Here is a 3,583-nt window from a genome sequence, read left to right as displayed (position 1 = left end):
CCTTGGGCAGACGCTGAACCAAGATCAGGCCCCCTCACCCGGCCTGCGGCCGACCTCTCCCCCAAAGGGAGAGGTGTCGCTACGCTCCTACTCGCACTCCTCGCCGCTGACACCAGCGGCGCAGGGGTCGGTGTGGGTGTCGGGCTTCAAAAGGCTCGCCATATCGACAAGGCGGGCAAACTCCGCCCGATAGCCGCCTTCATCTGTCCCACGACCGGCCTGGGCCAGCGCTTCCACCTCGTCCCAGCTCATGGCCGTGCCGTAGGCGCTGGATTTGAGCTTCTGCCCGAAGGCTGCGACGGCGGCTGCGAACTGGGCGTCGACGCCGGCCTCGGCGATGTCGCCATAGACAACGCTGGCCGTGACGGGCTGCTCGATCAACTGGCTCACGTCGCTGCCGGGCAGCTTGTAGCGCATCTTGAGGAAGGCGATCTCTTCCGAAGCCGCCCCGGCTTGCGTCCCGCCATAGCGCAGCGGATCGACCAGTTCCCCGCCCGAACCGGCCGGAGTGATTTCATAAAGTGCGGTGACCGTCGTGCCTGCCCCGACATCGCCGGCATCGACCGCGTCATTGTTGAAATCCTCGCGGTTGAGGTGCCGGGTCTCGTAGCCGATGAGCCGGTATTCGGCGACCACGGCCGGATTGAACTCGACCTGCACCTTCACATCCTTGGCTATGGTGTGGAGCGTGCCGCCGATCTCCTCGACCAGCACCTTCTTCGCTTCGGCGAAGCTTGAAATGTAGCTGGCATTGCCATTGCCGTTCTGGGCCAGGGCCTGCATGGTCGCATCGTCGAGATTGCCGCGGCCGAAGCCAAGCACGGAAAGGCTGACGCCACTTGCCCGCTTGTCGGCAATAAAATGCTTGAGCTTGTCCGGATCGTCGATGCCGACATTGAAATCGCCGTCGGTGGCCAGGATCACCCGATTGGTGCCGCCCTCGATGCGGGCGTCCTCGGCCAGGCGATAGGCGAGCTCGATCCCTTCGGCGCCGGCCGTCGAACCGCCGGCCCAGAGCTGGTCCAGCGCCGCCATGATCTCGGCCTTGTTGTCGGCGGAAGTGGGTTTGAGCGCCACGCCGGCCGAGCCTGCATAGGTGACGATGGAAACCGTGTCATTGGCCGAAAGCTGGTCGAGCAAGAGGCCAAAGGCGCGCTTCAGCAGGGGCAGCTTGTCGGGCTCGTCCATCGATCCGGACGTGTCGATGAGGAAGACCAGGTTGCTTCGCGTATCGGCCACTTCGGCCTCGAAGCCCTTGATGCCTATATGAAGGATCTGCGTCTTCTCGTTCCAGGGCGTGGGATAGACCATGAGGGTCGGCTTGAACGGCACATCGGCGCTTTCCGCCGCCGGATAGGCATAGGGGAAATAATTGATCAGTTCCTCGATGCGCACCGCGTCGCGCTCGGGCACATAGCCATCCTCGAGCTGGCGGCGCGCATAGGCGTAGCTGGCCGTATCGACATCCAGCGAGAAGGTCGAGACCGGCTCCTCGGCCGCCACTTTGAGGCGCTGTTCCTCGAACTCGGAAAACTCGTCGCCGCTCGGCATGACGGCCTGCGAAGGTGGCATATAATCGGCAGCGCTCTCGGCAATCATGCCGCCGGCAGGGGCAGCGGACATCACCGAAGTCGGAGCCGCACCCATCTTGGTGGCGGCAACTGCCCGGCCCACTTCGCTTTCAGCGCTCATCATCGGCGCGGGGGCAAGTGGCGCGACGGCCTCGGCCTGATCGGCCAGGGCCATTTCGGCGTCGCCGGGCGCCTCCTCGCGGACCTCGGTCGCCGGGGCCGGCTCGGGTGCTGCGTCGGCATCGGTCTCGGCCAGTTCCACGGGCTGGTTGACCTGGGGCACGACCTGGCTGGTCGGGGTCAGTGACGTGGTATTGTAGAGCTGCCAACCCAGCGGCAGCACGAGGAGGGCAATGGCGGCGGTGCCGACGGGAATGCGCATGTCCATGATCGAAATCCCCTTCAAGGAAATGATAATGGACATGAGACGCCCGCTCGCTGTCTTTCCTTTGGGCGCGTGCGCAGTTTTTTTCTGTTCGGCCTCGAAGGCCTCGCGGGCAGCGTTGAGCGCACGCTCGCGGGCGGCAGCACGCGGGGATGGCACGGCGCCGGATTTCAGCGTTTCGAATGGGTCTTTGTCTTCGGGAAAGCTCATAGCAGCCCCCTCAAGGTCTTGCGGGCTTCAAATACGTGGAAGGAAACGGTGGCTTCCTTGACGCCCATGATGGCGGCGGCTTCGGCATGGCTCAGCTCTTCGGCATAGACCAGCAGCACCGCGTCGCGCTGTTTTTCGGGCAGGGAACGGACCGCGTCCCAAAGCTGGCTGCTGGTGGCGGCCGCTTCCTGTTCCGCCTCGGCCTCGGTGGGCGTCACCTCGGCATAGGCATTGGCATGGCGCCCGCGCCGGGCTCCGGCCCTTTGCCAGTCGCGCACCGCATTGAGCGTGATACGATAGACCCAGCTCGAAAAGGCGCTGCGCCCGTCAAAGCCGGCAATCCCCTGCCCGATCTTGACGCAGACTTCCTGGGCAATGTCCTCGGCATCGTCGCGATGTCCGCACCAGCGCCAGGCCGTGCGGTAGATGCGATCGTATTGCCCCTCGATGAGTTCGGCAAAGGCCGCGCCATCGCCATTGGCGGCGCGCGCAACCAGCGCGCGGGTCAGCGCGTCGGTCAAGTCCGGCTTGGGTGCGGCGGTCAGTCCCATCATCTGTGCATGCACGTCTTGCCTCTCCGGGCTAATCTAGAGACTAAGACGACAGCACTGCGCCAGTCCTTTGGCCGGCGCTCAACATTTATTTCCCGGAGGTGGGCCAGGACATGGCAGATGAACAGAAAAACGGGCCGCTCGGCCTCAACCGCACGCGCATCATGATCCTCCTCATGGGGGCGCTGGTGCTGCTGATTTCCATCGGCATGTTTTTAGGCGGCCCGAATTCCTATCAGGCGCTGCGCGAAGCCTCGGATGCGGCTAAGGAGCCGACCGCGGAGCAGTTGAGCGGGGAGTGACCCCACCAAATCTGGCCTAGAAAGCATCTTCAATTTGCATTCCAATGAACTTCTCTTTGGGGGAGGTAGGAATGGAATGGTTCTTCGTCGTTCTGCTAGTTGTGGGCGTAGTCGGCGTCTTAATCCAACAGAACGAAAAGAAAAACGAGGCGGCACGAAGACGGCGGGCCGACGAAGATCGTCGAGCCACGCTGAGCAAAAGGTACGCCAACGACCCCTTTGGTGCGGATGTGCTTCGCGGTCAAATACGGCCTGGAATGACAGTTCAACACTTAATTGATGCTTGGGGCCAACCGGCCGCCATAGAAGAGCGCGTGTTGAAGACCAAAGTGGTTCACACGTACAAGTACGCTCAAACCGGCGCCCGCAGTTTCAGGCAGCGGGTGAAGGTTGAGAATGGCATAATTGTTGGATGGACCAACACCTGAGGAGTCGACCTCGCCCGCCATTCGAGCACAACGCTCATGGCCTTCTCGCCTCAAATCGCTCCACTGGCAACTGTATTCAGCTTGGAGCTGGGTTGGCGTAGTCGGTCTGGGTTCTGATCATTGCGTTTAGTGTGGT

Annotated in this window: 4 protein-coding genes; 2 read left to right on the top strand and 2 right to left on the bottom strand. The window is 62.7% G+C overall.

What is annotated here, in order from left to right; all coding sequences use genetic code 11:
- Positions 1-87 precede the first annotated feature (87 nt).
- Positions 88-2,166, bottom strand: a complete 2,079-nt coding sequence (locus QZ564_RS19060; RefSeq protein ID WP_297113525.1) for a VWA domain-containing protein — start codon at positions 2,164-2,166, stop codon at positions 88-90.
- A complete protein-coding gene (locus QZ564_RS19055) occupies positions 2,163-2,717 on the bottom strand; it encodes an RNA polymerase sigma factor (RefSeq protein WP_297113527.1) in 555 nt (184 codons plus the stop codon). The genes QZ564_RS19060 and QZ564_RS19055 overlap by 4 nt, the downstream gene beginning before the upstream one ends.
- A 113-nt stretch (positions 2,718-2,830) precedes the next feature.
- Between QZ564_RS19055 and QZ564_RS19050 the strand changes: the two genes are divergently transcribed.
- Positions 2,831-3,019: a hypothetical protein gene (locus tag QZ564_RS19050; protein WP_297113523.1), complete on the top strand. Its 189-nt coding sequence runs from the start codon at positions 2,831-2,833 to the stop codon at positions 3,017-3,019.
- A gap of 71 nt (positions 3,020-3,090) precedes the next feature.
- Positions 3,091-3,447 carry a hypothetical protein gene (locus QZ564_RS19045; RefSeq protein ID WP_297113521.1) on the top strand — a complete coding sequence of 119 codons (357 nt, stop codon included), beginning with the start codon at positions 3,091-3,093 and terminating at the stop codon, positions 3,445-3,447.
- Positions 3,448-3,583 lie beyond the last annotated feature (136 nt).

This window comes from uncultured Devosia sp. (assembly GCF_913055165.1).
Classification (GTDB): Bacteria; Pseudomonadota; Alphaproteobacteria; order Rhizobiales; family Devosiaceae; genus Devosia.
The sequence above is the reverse complement of the archived record's forward strand: the minus strand, read 5'-3'. Positions and strand labels throughout refer to the sequence as shown.